We start from the raw sequence: 14,634 nt of genomic DNA on the forward strand, positions 1-14,634 counted from the left end.
AAAAAGATGAAATTCACACCACCTTTAGCATATACCCCTCACCACGGATATTTTGGATCATTATCTCTTTTACGGCAGCGCGAATTTCCCGAATATGGGAAGCGATAGTATTGAATTTTATAAACTTATCCTCCCATATATACTCAATCAGCATATCATAAGTGATTACACTGTTACGGTGTTTGGTTAGGAGATAGAGTATATTGCGCTGATTTTTAGTCAGATTCACAATACTCCCCCCCGCATAAAGCTGTTTGGAAGCAAGATCAAAGGCATGAATCGAAGTAATGTAGATCATATCATCACCAACATGAGATAAAAGCTTTTGTACTCGTAACAATAGTTCCATCAGCTCGAACGGTTTTTTCAGATAATCGCTGCATCCCAGATGATAGGCGCGGGTAATGCTCTCGATGTCGGTATAGGCACTCATAAAAATAACCGGTTTTCCCGGATCGTTGCGAGTGATCCATTCGATCACCTCAAACCCGTTCGCTCCGGGGGCATTTATATCCAAGATGTAAAGATCCGAATTAAAACGGCATTGATCGAGCATCACATTTCCGTTCCCGAACATCTCAACTTCATACGAATGTAGAGTTAAAAAATCGTTTATATTGGTACGGAGGGCATACTCGTCCTCAAAAAGGGTGATTTTCATTTGAGTTTCTTTTAAAAATATAGGTAAAGGTGGTTATCCCCTCTGCGGACACGACCTCGGCATCGATATTGTGCCGCTTGCATATCGATGCGACAATCTCCAAACCGATCCCCATCCCGATCGTGTCATACGCTTCGCGATACCCCTCGGTAAAGATATAGTGCGGATTGATAATGGTACTTCCGTGGTTCGTAATACTCAGCTTCAATTTCGGATTTTCGCTCAGAGTTATACGAATCTGCGTGTTTTCAAAAGAGTATTTGATCGCATTGGAGATCGTGTTGTCGATAATCCTCTGCAAATCAGCAGAGACGATCTCAACCGTAGAGCCGGTTGTTGCTTCGAGTTCGATACGAATTTTTTTGACTTCGGCTATAAGGGTGAAATATTCAACCCGTTTTTTCAAAAAGCTTGCAATATCGATAATATCCTTTTTGGGTATCTCTTTTTTGGTACCGAGAGCATAATAGAGGTCCTCATAGATGAGATGGAGCGATTTGCTAGCAGCGTACATCGTATCGACATAGCGGTTTTTAGGATGACGATAACCGTACATTTCCGCCGATGTTTTTATAACACTCAAAGGGTTATAGAGCTCATGATACGAGCGTTTCAGGAGGGCTTTTAGATGTTTGATCGCCCAAGCTTTTTTGAGGTGCAACTGTACGCGTGCAAGCACCTCTCGCTCATACAATGGCTTGACGAGATAATCATCCGCGCCGCTTTCGAACCCTTTGGTTTTATCTTCGTGGGTACGCAGTGCAGACATAAATAAAATCGAAAGATCTTTCTGGCGTGTGCTGTTTTTGATTTGCCTGCATACTTCATATCCATCAATATCAGGCATCAGAATATCCAACAACACCATATCAAATTCGACTTCATTCACCCGTTTTATCGCATCTTTACCGTTTTGTGCAACATAAATATCGAGATCCAAAGGTTCGAGTATTTTTTTAATGAGAATAAGGTTGCGAACTTTGTCGTCCACAACCATCACTTTCGGTCTATCGGGTTTGTATTCAAACATCTCAGCCTCTTTTAGTCTACATCAACGCTGAGTGCGTTGATAATCGCATCAAAATCCATAAGATCCAATCTCTCCAAAAGCCATGTTTTAATCTCTCCTGCTTCAAGCATTTCCACGAGCTTCTCGGATTGACTCAAAGCACCGTGTTCAAGTGCACTGCAAAGCTCTTTCCGAAATGCTACACTTAGAGGTGAGAAATCAAGCGATACCTCAGTGATGTCACCCCTGCTGATACTCTGGGAGGCGAGAAGGGAGATAATCTGTTCCGCCGTGAACGGTTTAAAAAGCCAAGCATCAAAAACACTTTTAGAGAGATCTTCTTTGAGTGCACTGATGGCGATCAATGTCCCTTCATAGCCCGCTTTGCGTAATTCGGCGGCGGTTGCATATCCATCCATTCCCGGCATCAATATATCCATACAGACCATATCGGGAGCAAAGGAGCCGACAATCTGCAATGCTTCCAAACCGCCGGATGCACTTCGTACGTCACAATGCAGTGTCTGAAATATATCACTCAATATCTCTCTGTTTTCCGACATGTCATCGACGATCAATACCCTTTTACCCGACGCCACATTGGTGTTTAAAGATTTAGGATACTCGTCAGATGGGGTATGATTGGTCTGAAATAGCTCTTGAAGGTTCGTATCGATGGAAAATGCCGTATGTTCAATCAAATGGGTGTACTCATCTATTTTATCCGGATATTTACGTAAAAGCGCCGCATAGGAGGTGATTTGATGGAGTGAATTGATAATAGAGTGAAGGTAGTATTTCATGGCTAGTAACTTATTATTTCCGGATTAAAAATAACCTCAAATCGGCTACCGCCGCTGATGGGAATATAGTGCAGTTGGCTATTGAAACTTTTACGAATGATCTCAAGGCTCATATAAAGTCCCAATCCTGTCCCTTTCCCTTTGTCTTTGTGAGTAAAGAAAATATTGAAAATCTTATCGCGGATGGATTCGGGTATTCCTCCGGCATTATCTTCTACGCTGAGAATCAATCGAGCCTCTTCATCCATCATGATAGTGATGATTAGCGTTTTCTCTTCCTGCTGTGACTCATCAAAGGCATCACGAGCATTTGAAAAGAGATTAAGAAGAACCTGCTCAAACTGATCTTCATATCCGAAAATTTCTACCCCTTTGATCTCTTCATGAATTTTGATCGTAATATTGTGGTTGTACAGCTGTCGTTCAATCAAAAGGAGAGATTGATCGACACTATGACGCAATGAAAACCCCTGTACCTCTTTGCTCGGTTTGACAAATTCCATAAACGTATCGATGGTTTGGGACATTTTTTGGCACTGGTTTTGGATAAAAAAAGCCCCTTTGACAACATCTTCGCTTTGCAGTTCCTCCATTTGGGCTTTGAGGATCATATTGATCGCCGTTGCGCTCAGTGCGTTAAGAGGTTGACGCCATTGGTGAGCGATCATGGCGACCATTTCTCCCATCTGCATAAGTTTATTTTGGTAATTCATCTGACGCTGATAGTCAAAGAGAGTGAGCGAGAGGATTATTTCGTCCGCGTTGATTCGATCCAACAAGACCTCAGCATCGCTAGCAGATATGATCACTCTGGCATCCGGCAGCAGTACATTCAAATAATCAGACACCTCTAACAGTATTGGGTTATCGGTGATAGGGGAGAATAGCTGTATCACGATCTCTTTGTTTTCTAGGACAAAGTTATCTTGTATCCATTGTTCAAGAGTGTCATTATCGGCGTAGAGATGATAGTATGTCTTCACCTTCGTCTCCTTAAAGGATGACTCTATATTGGCATATTATATCACTAAAAAAATTATATATAATCACTCTTTGCATTTTTACTGCATACTCTTTGACTACTATAACAGCGATAGTATTAATCCGGTGTATCAGAGGAAATAGTATGTTATCACGAGAACTCAAATCGATCGCTCAAAATCTCAGCGTACTCTATGTCGAAGATGAAGAAGATACCCGTGTCCAAATCGCCGATTTACTTCGAATGTTCTTTAAAACCGTTATCGTCGCGGAAAATGGGAAAGAGGGGATAGAGAAATACAAAACTTTCCCTGTCGATCTCACACTCTCTGATCTCACCATGCCGGTTATGGATGGGGTGGAGATGCTCAAAGAGATATTCACCCTTAACCCCGATGCCAAAGCAATCGTAATGACAGCGCATAACACGGGCGAAAAACTGTTGGAAGACGAAAATTTAACCTCTACTGAGATATTGTATAAACCGATCGATATGACTAAAACATTGCAACTTCTTTATGACACATGTCAAAGGGTTATAACAGCAAATGCGTAAAGGTCAATCATGAACGAGCACGCACTGAGTGAACTGAGCGATACAATTCGAGAATATCGTTCACATTTGGATCAAAAAACTATATTTCAACTCCTCTACCAAAAATCTTCCGATGCGGTACTCATCATACATAATGGTCTGTTTGTCGATTCCAACGAATCGGCATTATATATGCTGGGTGTTTCCTCAATGGATGAAGTCCTGCGAATCTTCAATCACCATCCCTCGGCACTTTCGCCGGAGTTTCAACCCGATGGAAGCAGATCCTATACAAGATCCGAAGAGCTGCTTCAAGAGTGTATGGATAAGGGAACATGCCGATTTGAGTGGCTTTTCAATCGGCTCGACGGCAGTAAATTATGGGTTGATACCGTCTTAACCCGAATCTGCGAAGGGGAAGATGAGATCATACATGTCGCATGGCGGGATATATCGACCCGTAAAGAGTTTGAAGCGGATCTCATGAAGCAAAAAAAAGAGCTTACGACGCTGAATAAAGATTTGGAAAATAAAACAACACAGCTCCATATGCTCTACAAACGGCTCGAATACTCCCAAAAATACCAAAAAGCCGTATTCGACGGTCAACCCAATATTATCGTTGCCAATTTCAATGTGCATACCCTCTGTGACGGGAATCGGGCATTTCTCGATTTTGTCGGCTATCGCGATGTCCCCTCATTTTTAGCTGACCATGAGTGTATCTGTGAATATTTCATCGAAAAAGAGGGATATATCTCGATGGATATGGAGGGACAGGCATGGGTAGAGTATGTCAAAGAAAACCCTGAGTACTCGCACTATGCCCTGATGAAAAAGGGGGATAAAGAGCACGTATTCAGTGTCAGTGTTAGCGAAGTTTATATCGAAAACGACAAAATAAATATCGCCTCTTTTTCAGATATAACGGAACTCGAAGAGTACAAAAAAACCCTCGAAGAGCGGATAAAAGCGGAAGTGGTTGAAAATCGGAACAAAGATAGGATGCTCCACAACCAATCCAAAAGTGTTCAGATGGGAGAAATGCTCAACATGATCGCCCATCAATGGCGTCAGCCTCTCAATGCTATCAGCGCATCGGCTATCTCCGTAGCGATGAAACTTGAACTCGGTGAGTTGGAGCCCGATGACATACGCGAACACCTCACCTATATCCAATGGCGCGTTCAAAAAATGTCCCAAACCATCAACGACTTTATGAACTTTTTCAAACCCGATCAGGAGATGCAGCAATTTAGTCTCAATGATGTAATAAAAGATATTGAGTCGCTGATGAAAGCCCAATTGCAAGGAAGAGGGATACGAATCCTCTATGATGAACGCAACCCCATAACCATTTATAGCTATAAAAAAGAGCTTGCCCATGTCCTCATCAATATCATTGCCAATGCCAGAGATGCGTATGAAGGGCTACATATGGAGTCTAAATCGATCACCGTAACGCTCAGTGAACGGGAGGATCGACAACTCGTCCTCACCGTACGTGATCGTGCGGGGGGAATCAATCCAGAGAATATGGACAAAATATTTAACCCCTATTTCACGACAAAAGATCAAGGAAAAGGGACGGGGATCGGTCTGTACATGAGTAAACGTATCGTGTTAGAGATATTACACGGTACGATTGATGCTGCCAATACACCTGAGGGTGCAGAATTCTCAATAATATTTAAAAATAATAGTATTGGTTAAATACTGTCTGCATTTTTTCTGCATTTTTCCCCCCTATACTATCCCTAGAGTTACTATAGATTCAAAGGAGACGTCGTGGCAAAAACGGTTATTTTAGTCGATGATTCAAAAACGATCCTCGCGACGGCCCAAATGGCGTTAGAGGGGTGTGAGAAAAACGGCTCCATACTCCTAAAAACCTACCAAAACCCTGCCGAACTGCTAGAGAGGCTTACCACAGGGGAAGAAAATTTCGATCTGCTTATCAGCGACATCAATATGCCTCAAATGAGCGGTCTCGATCTCTCATCGGCGTTAAAAAGCGATGAACGCTTTAAAAACAAACCGATCCTCGTCCTTACTACCGAAAGCACTCAGGCGATGAAAGATCGGGGCAAAGAGATCGGTGTGACGGGCTGGATGGTGAAACCTTTTAGCGATGACAAGCTCGTTCAAGCAGTCAAAATGGTATTGGGGATATGACCATGCGTAACGAAAACTACATGGAATACATGGATGGTAAACGTCGTTTTTTGACCTTTTTTCTCCAAAAAGAGCAATACGGGATCGACATTTTAAACGTCAGTGAGATTATTGCGACCATCAAAATCACTCCCCTCCCTAGAACACCAAGATTTGTCAAAGGGGTGATAAATCTACGCGGTTCGATCATTCCGGTGGTTGATTTACGTCAAAAATTCGGTATGAACAGTAAAAAAAACGACCTTGATACGGCGATAATCATTAGTGTCATTTTTGATGTCAAAGTCGGGTTTATCGTCGATCAGGTAGAAGATGTTTTAACTTTTGATAAAAATGATCTTGTCGAAGTTCCGCAGTTTGCAAATCGCATCAATACGGACTTCATCGAGGGGATGGTGAAAACCGAAAATGATGTCATTATGGTCTTAGAGATGGAAAAGATGTTGGACGAAGATCTGTTCTCTCTCCTAGCTCACAATGACATGGCGGCTGCATCTTAGGATTAAAGGGGCTTGTCATGACTATTGACGGTAATGTACTCGAAATCGAACTGGATATGTCTCTTGATGATGTCGTAGCGCTTCATGAATTCATAAAAAATCGTCTCCAATACATCGAATCGATAGAAATTGTAGGTGCCAATGATCAATTTGTCTCTTCATCGCTATTTTCCCTCTTATTTAGCATTAAAAAATCCAAACCATCTCTCATGATTCCGCTGATCGATGCGCCCGCAGAGATCACCGAATTCGGGAGAGTGCACTGGGATGTATCATGACACGAGAAGAGTTACGAGCCGTTTTCATCGAAGAGGCTTATGAGATTATCGAGCAATTGGATATTAATATTATAAACTATGAAGAAAATCCCTCCGATAAAGAGATCCTGAACGGACTCTTTCGGGGAGTTCATACCCTCAAAGGGAGTGCCAATTCATTCGGTTTTACCGCCTTGGGATCGTTCGTCCACCATTTCGAGGATCTCTTGGACCGTTACCGCGATTTGGAGACATCGGCACCGTCGAATGTTGTCGATCTTTTTTTCAAATCGGTCGATGTCATCAAAGAGACGATGCAGATCGATATGAGTGGCGGCGAGGAGCTTCCTCAGAGCTATCATCAAACCCTAGATGCTATCAAACAACAGCTCGATGGGGGAAATACACCCCCAGAAAACGATACCGAAGCGCTATTTGATCTCTCTAGCGAGTTTTCAGATTTCACCCCTCATGAGAGATCAACTCTCTCTCAATCGATACAGGATCGTGCTATCCAAGAGGGGAAAAAGATCTATCGAATCGTATTGCGGTTTGATCCTGATATTTACCATCGGGGGTACGATCACGGTCGTTTTTTTCATCTTTTAAAAGAAAAAGGGGAGATCATAGAATCAACATGGTCACTCCGCGATATACCCGATAGTGTCGGATTTAATCCAGAATACAATTACTGGAACAGCGTGGAAGTGATCATGCTGAGCAGTGAATCCCTAGAATCACTCAGCGAAGTGTTTATGTTCGTCGAGCCGAAAGAGTATGAGATATGTCCGATAGAGAATGAATCGATCCCAAGGAAAGTCGAAAAAATCGCATCGGAAAGCGAAAACCAAAATGCGAGCGAGTCTAAATCCGTGCCTCATAACGGCAAAGAAGAGAAACGTTCGTTTGTCAAAATCGATACCCTAAAACTCGATGAACTCTTCGATTCCGTCGGTGAGATGGTGATAGCCCAAAACTTTCTCGCCGAAAACGAAGAGATACTCCGATTGGCCAGCCCGACGCTGAACCGGACTCTCGACAATCTAAACAAAATCACTAGACTGATCCAAAAAAGGGTGATGGCACTGCGGATGGTACCTGTCCATGATACGTTTGAAAAGATGAAACGGGTCGTCCGAGATGCATCTAAAAAGGTGGGTAAAGAGATCGAGTTTATTATCGAAGGGGAGGAGACGGAGGTGGATAAAACCATGGTCGATCTCCTCTCCGATCCGCTGATCCACATTATGCGCAACGCGATAGATCACGGGATAGAGCATACCCTCCAAGAACGGCTGGATGCAGGCAAAAGCGCCAAAGGGCGGGTATCACTGAGAGCGTTTCACAAAGGGGGGAATATCGCTATCGAAGTACGCGACGACGGTGCGGGAATCGACCGAGATAAAGTTCTCACCAAAGCGATAGAGAGAGGACTGGTATCTGCGGGGGAGGATCTGAGCGATCAGCAGATATATGCCCTTATCATGCAGGCGGGATTTTCGACTGCCGATACGATCAGCGATATATCCGGTCGCGGTGTCGGATTGGATGTGGTGCGAAGTTCCATCGAAAAATTGCAGGGAAAAATCGAAATCGACTCAAAAAAAGGGGAGGGGTCGGTCTTTACGATTTGGCTTCCACTGACACTCGCGATCATCGATGGTATGCTCGTCAAAAGCGGCGAAAATACGTTTATCGTTCCGACCTTGAGCGTTATCGAGTCATTCACCCCATCACCTGAAATAGTCCATACGATCAAAGGGGAAGGGGAGTTCGTCGATCTGCGCGGGGAGATGATCCCCGTATTACGACTGAACCGAGTGCTAGGTATCAACAATGAGATGCCTCTCATATCCGAATCCATACTCATGTGTTTGGAGAGCGATGAGGGGAAATACGCTTTGCTGATTGACGGTCTTGTCGGTCGTCAGCAAGTCGTTATCAAATCACTGGGAAAAGCACTCGCAGGGCTGAGAGGTATTTCGGGGGGAGCGATCATGGGCAACGGTGATATTGCTTTGATACTTGGGATTGACGATCTCCCCGATCTTATGCCGATGGAGAAGGAATAAGTATGCAAAACGATATGAACAAACGAGAGTTTGAGCTTTTTAGCACATTGGTCTATGAACGGTTGGGCATTTCACTCAGCGATCAAAAAATATCCCTCTTGCAAAATCGTCTAGGCAAACTGATGCATCAAAAAAACATGGATAATTACCGTGAGCTATACAACTACTTTATCGATCATGAAGGGGAGAGTGCGGATAATGAACTCGAAGATGCCGTAACAACTAACGTAACCTCTTTCTTCCGTCATGAGGAGCAATGGAGCTATCTCAAAGAGTATCTTTTACAGCACGCATCCAAAAACAAAGATAAGAAACTTCGGATTTGGTCAGCAGCGTGTTCAAGCGGAGAGGAGCCTTACAGCATGGCGATGATGCTCAAAGAGCATTTGAATGATTTTGACACGTGGGACATCAAAATCCTTGCGACCGATATTTCAGAAGAGATTTTACGACACGCTATTCAGGGCAGCTATAAAGGCGATACGATGGAGGGGATTTCAGATTATCTTCTGAATCGCTATTTTAGCCCTGAAGAAGATCGTTACCGAATCGATGAGGATCTTCGTTCATTGGTGACATTTCGAAAATTCAACCTCGTATACGGTGACTATTCCCTCTTTTCACACCCTTTTGATCTGATACTGTGCCGCAACGTAATGATCTATTTCGACCGTAATGTACAAACGCAGATCAATACGAATCTCGCCCGTATTCTCAGAAGCGGAGGGTTGCTACTCGTAGGACATTCCGAAACGATTCCTGCCCATGTAGGCGGTCTCAAACTCATCAAATCATCCATCTATACCAAACACTAAGAGGAGGGGTCAATGGGAATTAATGTACTGATCGTTGATGACAGTGCCACGGCTCGGGCTGTTCTTAGTGAAATACTCTCAAGCGATCCGGAAATCGGAGAGATTGATACGGCTCCCGATGCCTACGTCGCGCGGGATAAAATCGTAGCAAACAAGCCCGATGTCGTATGTTTGGATGTAGAGATGCCGCGGATGGACGGGATCACCTTTTTGACCAAGCTGATGCACTATATGCCGCTTCCGGTAGTCATGGTCTCCTCTCTAACACAAAAAGGGGCAAAAACAACACTGGATGCATTAGCAGCAGGAGCGATCGATTTTGTCCCGAAACCCCATTCCAATATCTATGACGGAAGCGATGCTATCCGTGAAGAGCTCCTCGCTAAAATCAAAAGTGCCGCCCGAGCTAAAATTATCCATCCACAAGCTTCCCATGAGATCAAGCCCCTCGTCTATCACAGCGCCCTCTCGGAGACAACCCAAAAAATCGTTGCCATCGGAGCTTCCACAGGGGGAACCGAAGCACTCAAAGATGTGTTGGTACAGTTGCCCCGCAACAGCCCGGGGATCATTATCGTGCAACACATGCCCGCTAACTTTACCGCCCAGTTTGCCGAACGGCTCAACGGAATATGCGAAGTCGATGTCAAAGAGGCACGCGATGGTGACACGGTAAGCGTAGGTCAGGTTCTCATCGCTCCGGGCGATCTTCATATGGTTTTACGCCGTTCCGGTCACCGATACTATGTCCAAATCGGAAGCGGAGAGAAGGTTTCAGGACACCGTCCTTCCGTAGACGTACTGTTTAATTCGGTCGCCAAAACCGCCGGAAGCAATGCCGTAGGGGTGATACTGACCGGCATGGGTGCAGACGGAGCCAAAGGGCTTCTCAATATGCGCAGTGCGGGTGCTCGAACCATAGGTCAAGATGAAGAGTCATGTGTTGTCTACGGGATGCCAAAAAGTGCATTTGAGATGGGGGGAGTAGAGCGGCAAATATCACTAGAGAGCATACCGCTCACTATCCTCGAAACAATCAACGAAATAAGCGGATAAGAAAGGAGATAGGATGGAACCCTCAAACGACCTCATCAAAATCAGAGAGATGACCAAAGAACTCGTCGTTTTATACGTCGAAGATGAAAAAGATATTCGTTTCCATATGCTGAGCCTGTTGCGTATCCTTTTTAAAGAGGTTTACGCCGCTTGTGACGGGTTGGATGGTCTTGAACTCTTCCATAAATATCAATTCGACTTGGTGATTACCGATATTCAAATGCCGAATATGAACGGTCTGGAGATGGTTGAGAGTATTCGATCGACCCATCCGAATATTCCAATCATTATTACCACCGCGTTCAGCGATCAAGAGTACTTCATACGATCCATCGATCTCAAAATTGACAAATACCTACTCAAACCGATTGAAGAGGATCGAGCCAAACAAGTTTTCGCCGACATCGCATGGATGATTGAAGATCGCAGAAAAGCCAAAGAGTATGAAATCCAACAGTTACAAGAGAAAATAAACCGCCTATCCGAGCGGATTATAGCCCAAATCACCGAAAGCTATTTCTCTCCTTGCATCATCTATACCGAGGATACGGTACGCTATTTCAACGACCCGTTTTGCACCATCTTCGATGCACAAGAGCTGCAACGATTTTTAAAGAAAGAGGAGGGGAAACTTCCCTTTGACATGATTGCGGGATTCATGCACTCGTTGGAGGAGTATGATACATCCGACCTCTCAAAAAACCGTATATCCGTCTCTAAACGGCACGGGCGCAAGATTTATCGAATCATACGCCGAGATATTCATATCGATAACGAAGAGGAACAAAGCCGCATCTACTTTTTTATCGACATCACTCTCGAAGAGTATCAAAAAATCAAAATCAAATCCTATACCGAAATCCTAGAGGAACTGGTGATACGGAGTCGTTATTGCGGCAAAATGAATCCATCACTGCCTACTAGCGAGACAAATCACACCATCGAGACTACTCCCGACTCAACACGCCATATCAATGCCGAAGAAAACCGTCTCCTTCGACGTAGCCATGTTCACAAAACGACGGCCATAGAATATGTGAGCGAACTCGATGATGACATACTGCAAGAGCTCCAAGAACTCGATGAACTCGACAAAGAGTTCAAAGAATCGATTTATCTTTTGAGCGAAGAAGGGGATATGAGCGCATTGGCTCAGATGGCTATACAGCTCGAAACCTACGCTCATGAGATCAGTATGCTTTTTGAATTCGAAGATCTCTCTTATGCCATCCGATCCCTTGCCAAACTATTTTCCGAGATCGAAACCTCAATTATCGACATGAAAAAAATGAAAAAAATCATCCTATTATTGGAGGGGATACAGTCAGATCTTGCGGATTGGCGTCGATTGCTTTTTGTCACACAAGAGGTTTTGGACATCCATTATCTGGACAGTTCACTTTTCAGCGCTTGCCTTCAAATCGAGATGCTTCTTTCCGATGCGAAAGAGGTGGAATCCTCAGAAGACGAGCTAATCCTTTTTTAGAACTAACTATTTTATATAAAGCGGGGTTTTCAGATGAAAACGATCAAAACACACGAGGCAAAAGGGCATACAGAAAACTTGAATGTCCTTTATGTCGAAGATGAATACGATATCCGCAAAAAAATGCTCAAAATACTGGAGATGCTCTACGCGAATGTTTATGTCGCAGTAGACGGTGTAGACGGATTGCAAACGTACCATCAAAACCGAGATACTATCGATTTGGTCATAGCCGATATTACGATGCCCAATATGGATGGCTTAGAAATGATCGAGGAGATTCGACTTCATGATCCGGATATTCATGCGATCATTGTCACCGCGCACAACGAACCCGAATATATTATTAAAGCGATCAATACAGGAATCGATAACTTCGTTGTAAAGCCGATCGAGATGCAACAGCTGATGAGCGTATTGGCGAAAAGTGCCAAAACGGTTCGGATGAGAAAAGAGAATAAAACCTACGCCAGCCACTTAGAAAAAATGTTAGAGCAAAAAAAAGTACAGTTAGAACATTCCTACATGTACGACTCTCTTACCGGATGTTTAAAAAAGGAAAAACTTGACTATAACGTAAAAAACTCCCCCCTACACACATTAATATTATGCAATATTGACAATTTTGATTCGATCAATTCTACCTATGGATACGAAATAGGGGATCGGCTATTATACCTGTTCGCCGAGTACCTCCGACACCATATCCAAGAAGGGGAGACCCTATATCGAGTCGCTTCGGATGAGTTTGTCATATTATCTCCTATGTCCGCGATCGAAGATACCATTCGTCCGATTGAACTACTGTATCAAAGGATACAGAGTTACTACTTCAACATCGAAGACATCAGTATCAACCTCACGTGTACCTGCGGGATCGCTTCGTCCCCAAATGCATTGGTAAAGGCTCATGCCGCGATGAAAGAGGCACGCGCGATCGGCAAAAACCGCTATCACGTCTTTCAAGAAGATTCCGATTATATAACTCGACAAAAAAACAATATCGAATGGATGCGTAAAATCCGCATCGCCCTCAATGAAAAAAGGATAGTCCCTTATTTTCAGCCTATCATCGATAACCAAACCCTCCAAATTGTCAAATACGAAGCGCTGGCGAGAATTATCGAAGACGATACCGCGATCACTCCGTACTATTTTCTAGAACCTGCCAAACTCGTAGGACTCCTACCCAGCATCACACGAACTATGCTGGAGCAGTGTTTCGCGATATTTACCGATACAAATACCTCTTTTAGTGTCAATATCACCGAAGAAGATCTCCAAAATAGTGACCTTCCATCGATGTTGGGAGATTTAACACAGAGATATGCCATAGACCCCTCGCGAGTAACGCTAGAAATTCTTGAAAATATATCGGTCAACGGAACCAATGAATCTATTTCACAATTGAGAGAGCTTTCTCGGATGGGGTATACGATTGCTATCGATGATTTCGGAAGCGATAAATCCAATTTCTACCGTATTCATTCGATGCAAGTAGATATGATCAAAATCGACGGAGCCTATATCCAAGACATCGATTCCAATATGACGAGCGAACTGATTGTCCATTCCATCGTTTCATTGGCACAGGCGATGGGGATCCCTACGGTAGCCGAATATGTCAGTAGCGAATCCATTTACAACAAAATCAAAAAAATGGGTGTTAACTATTCACAAGGGTTCTATTTCGGCGAACCGATGCCTATGGAAATCTCTAAAGGGAGGATGCAAAACTAATGAAAAAACGAACAAAAACCCCCACCATAACTTTAGGAGTCTAATATGGAAAGAAATCCGCTCCAGTCTCGAAAAGAGCGATATTTGACATTTTATCTGGATGAAGAACAGTACGGAATAGCGATCGATCGAATCAAAGAGATTATCGCGATAATGAAAGTAACCAATGTTCCTAAGACCCCCGAATATATGCGCGGGGTCATCAATCTTCGCGGTTCGATTATACCCGTAGTTGATACACGACTAAGATTCGGGATGCACGAACGCTTACCCGACATGCATACGACTATTGTGATTGTCGAAGTAGAAGGGATCAGTATCGGGTTTATCGTCGATCGGGTCGAAGAGGTCGCCACAATCGATGAAGCACATTTGAGTGAACCGCCGAATTTCGGCGGACACATCGACACCGATTTTATCTGTTCTATGGCACAGATAGGGGAAAACGTCGTAATGATTTTAGATGTTATGAAGCTTTTTGAAGCAGATGAACTTCTAGATTTAGAACAGATTCAAACAACACAAACCCAGATAGGAGAATGAA

General features: G+C 43.7%; 15 protein-coding genes. 11 read left to right on the forward strand and 4 right to left on the reverse strand.

Annotated elements, in window-relative coordinates:
- Positions 1-13: 13 nt before the first annotated feature.
- Genes VFW36_RS12155 through VFW36_RS12170 form a run of 4 tightly spaced genes read right to left on the reverse strand, consistent with a single transcriptional unit; the run spans position 14 to position 3,456 of the window.
- Positions 14-661 carry a response regulator transcription factor gene (locus tag VFW36_RS12155; RefSeq protein WP_329659081.1) on the reverse strand — a complete coding sequence of 216 codons (648 nt, stop codon included), beginning with the start codon at positions 659-661 and terminating at the stop codon, positions 14-16.
- Positions 642-1,691, reverse strand: a complete 1,050-nt coding sequence (locus VFW36_RS12160; protein WP_329659082.1) for a hybrid sensor histidine kinase/response regulator — start codon at positions 1,689-1,691, stop codon at positions 642-644. Before VFW36_RS12160 ends, VFW36_RS12155 begins: the two co-directional genes overlap by 20 nt.
- Positions 1,692-1,702: 11 nt before the next feature.
- The gene (locus VFW36_RS12165) at positions 1,703-2,473 is read right to left on the reverse strand and encodes a response regulator (RefSeq protein WP_329659083.1); all 771 of its coding nucleotides are present in this window, start codon (positions 2,471-2,473) and stop codon (positions 1,703-1,705) included.
- 2 nt (positions 2,474-2,475) lie between these two features.
- Positions 2,476-3,456 carry a HAMP domain-containing sensor histidine kinase gene (locus tag VFW36_RS12170; RefSeq protein WP_329659084.1) on the reverse strand — a complete coding sequence of 327 codons (981 nt, stop codon included), beginning with the start codon at positions 3,454-3,456 and terminating at the stop codon, positions 2,476-2,478.
- A 143-nt stretch (positions 3,457-3,599) separates the two neighbouring features.
- On the opposite strand from VFW36_RS12170, the gene VFW36_RS12175 reads away from it, so the two are divergent.
- The 11 genes from VFW36_RS12175 (at position 3,600) to VFW36_RS12225 (ending at position 14,633) form a co-directional block, all read left to right on the forward strand.
- The gene (locus VFW36_RS12175; protein ID WP_329659085.1) at positions 3,600-4,010 is read left to right on the forward strand and encodes a response regulator; all 411 of its coding nucleotides are present in this window, start codon (positions 3,600-3,602) and stop codon (positions 4,008-4,010) included.
- Between the two features lie 9 nt (positions 4,011-4,019).
- A complete protein-coding gene (locus VFW36_RS12180) occupies positions 4,020-5,702 on the forward strand; it encodes a PAS domain-containing sensor histidine kinase (protein WP_329659086.1) in 1,683 nt (560 codons plus the stop codon).
- A 75-nt stretch (positions 5,703-5,777) separates the two neighbouring features.
- Positions 5,778-6,164, forward strand: coding sequence for a response regulator (locus tag VFW36_RS12185; RefSeq protein WP_329659087.1), 387 nt, complete (start codon positions 5,778-5,780; stop codon positions 6,162-6,164).
- Positions 6,165-6,166: 2 nt separating this feature from the next.
- On the forward strand, positions 6,167-6,664 hold the full coding sequence (locus VFW36_RS12190) for a chemotaxis protein CheW (RefSeq protein ID WP_329659088.1): 498 nt from the start codon (positions 6,167-6,169) through the stop codon (positions 6,662-6,664).
- A gap of 17 nt (positions 6,665-6,681) precedes the next feature.
- Positions 6,682-6,942, forward strand: a complete 261-nt coding sequence (locus VFW36_RS12195; RefSeq protein ID WP_329659089.1) for a hypothetical protein — start codon at positions 6,682-6,684, stop codon at positions 6,940-6,942.
- Positions 6,939-8,993: a chemotaxis protein CheA gene (locus VFW36_RS12200; RefSeq protein WP_329659090.1), complete on the forward strand. Its 2,055-nt coding sequence runs from the start codon at positions 6,939-6,941 to the stop codon at positions 8,991-8,993. The genes VFW36_RS12195 and VFW36_RS12200 overlap by 4 nt, the downstream gene beginning before the upstream one ends.
- A gap of 2 nt (positions 8,994-8,995) precedes the next feature.
- Positions 8,996-9,808 carry a protein-glutamate O-methyltransferase CheR gene (locus VFW36_RS12205; protein ID WP_329659091.1) on the forward strand — a complete coding sequence of 271 codons (813 nt, stop codon included), beginning with the start codon at positions 8,996-8,998 and terminating at the stop codon, positions 9,806-9,808.
- Positions 9,809-9,820: 12 nt separating this feature from the next.
- Entirely contained in the window at positions 9,821-10,864 is a 1,044-nt protein-coding gene (locus tag VFW36_RS12210) for a chemotaxis response regulator protein-glutamate methylesterase (protein ID WP_329659092.1), read from the forward strand.
- A 13-nt stretch (positions 10,865-10,877) separates the two neighbouring features.
- Complete coding sequence (locus VFW36_RS12215; protein ID WP_329659093.1) at positions 10,878-12,350, forward strand: response regulator transcription factor; 1,473 nt, start codon at positions 10,878-10,880, stop codon at positions 12,348-12,350.
- 33 nt (positions 12,351-12,383) lie between these two features.
- On the forward strand, positions 12,384-14,090 hold the full coding sequence (locus VFW36_RS12220; RefSeq protein ID WP_329659094.1) for a two-component system response regulator: 1,707 nt from the start codon (positions 12,384-12,386) through the stop codon (positions 14,088-14,090).
- A gap of 45 nt (positions 14,091-14,135) precedes the next feature.
- Positions 14,136-14,633, forward strand: coding sequence for a chemotaxis protein CheW (locus VFW36_RS12225; protein ID WP_329659095.1), 498 nt, complete (start codon positions 14,136-14,138; stop codon positions 14,631-14,633).
- Position 14,634 lies beyond the last annotated feature (1 nt).

The sequence above is a fragment of the Sulfuricurvum sp. genome, from assembly GCF_036279695.1.
In the GTDB taxonomy this organism is placed as follows: domain Bacteria; phylum Campylobacterota; class Campylobacteria; order Campylobacterales; family Sulfurimonadaceae; genus Sulfuricurvum.